Origin of the sequence: Actinomadura logoneensis, from assembly GCF_003428695.1 — a bacterium.
In the GTDB taxonomy this organism is placed as follows: Bacteria; Actinomycetota; Actinomycetes; order Streptosporangiales; family Streptosporangiaceae; genus Spirillospora; species Spirillospora logoneensis.
On record NZ_QURH01000348.1, the window covers coordinates 1 to 522 of the forward strand.

Annotated in this window: 1 protein-coding gene; it reads right to left on the minus strand. The window is 80.3% G+C overall.

What is annotated here, in order from left to right; genetic code table 11:
* A partial coding sequence (locus DZF91_RS22655) for an amino acid permease (protein WP_147341268.1) occupies positions 1-522 on the minus strand: 522 nt, incomplete at both ends.

Sequence of the window (522 nt, forward strand, 5' to 3'; positions counted from 1 at the left end):
GCCGGACGCGCCGGACGCGGCGGCCCGGCGGCGGCGGAGGTAGAGCAGGGCAGCGCCGGTCACCGCCAGCGGCCAGAGCAGGTAGCGGCCGGACATCACCAGCAGCGCCGCGACCGCGGCCAGGGCGCCGACCGCGGCGTACCATCCGGCGCTCCGCCGGGGCAGCAGGCGCAGCGCCGCCGCGACGCCGATCGCGTACACGGTGACGAACGACCCGGTGGTGAGCAGGACGAGCGGACGCGGGCCGATCCCGGCCGCGCCGACCGCCGCGAGGGTAAGGAACGACAGCGCCGCGACCACGCCCAGGCTGCGCCGCGGGACCTCCCCCGCGACGCTGCCGCGGCCGAGCCAGCCGGGCAGGCCGCCGTCGCGGCCGAGCGCCGACCCGAGCTTGGCGGCCCCGGCGAAGTAGGCGTTCATCGCGCCGAGGGTGAGCAGCAGCGCTGCGCCGGCGGCGAGCCAGCGGGCCCCGCCGCCGAGCCCGCGGGCCATCAGCTCGCCGAGCGGCGCGGCGGAGTCCGC